The organism is Variovorax sp. Soil_C_19 (genome assembly GCF_057657255.1).
The window spans coordinates 1-423 of sequence record NZ_JBDGIV010000045.1 but is presented as its reverse complement, the minus strand read 5'-3'; the positions used below and the strand labels follow the sequence as shown (position 1 = coordinate 423).

The 423-nt window shown below is 70.4% G+C and carries 1 pseudogene; it reads left to right on the top strand.

What is annotated here, in order from left to right:
• Positions 1-423: pseudogene (locus tag AC3A6R_RS27150) on the top strand (autotransporter family protein); the annotation flags it as partial.

Here is a 423-nt window from a genome sequence, read left to right as displayed (position 1 = left end):
TTGAACGTGGCGCAGACGGCCGGCGGCCAGTTCGGCGCGGGCCTGTACCGGCTCATCAACTACACCGGCACGCTGACCGACAACGGCCTGGACATCGGCACGGCGCCCACCGACGCGAGCAACCTGCAGGTGCAGACCTCGGTTGCGCAGCAGGTCAACCTGGTGAACTCCGAAGGCGTGGCGCTCAACCTCTGGGACGGCAACGACAGCGCCAACTTCAACGACGGCAAGATCGCTGGCGGCTCGGGCACCTGGCGCGCAGGCAGCCCCGGCGACACCTGGACCGACGTGGCGGGCGTCGCCAACGGCACCTGGAAGCAGGACGGGTTCGCGATCTTCAGCGGCGCGGCCGGCACCGTCACGGTCGACAACAAGGGTGCGGGCGGCGCGGTGCGCATCGGCGGCGCGCAGTTCGCGGTCGAC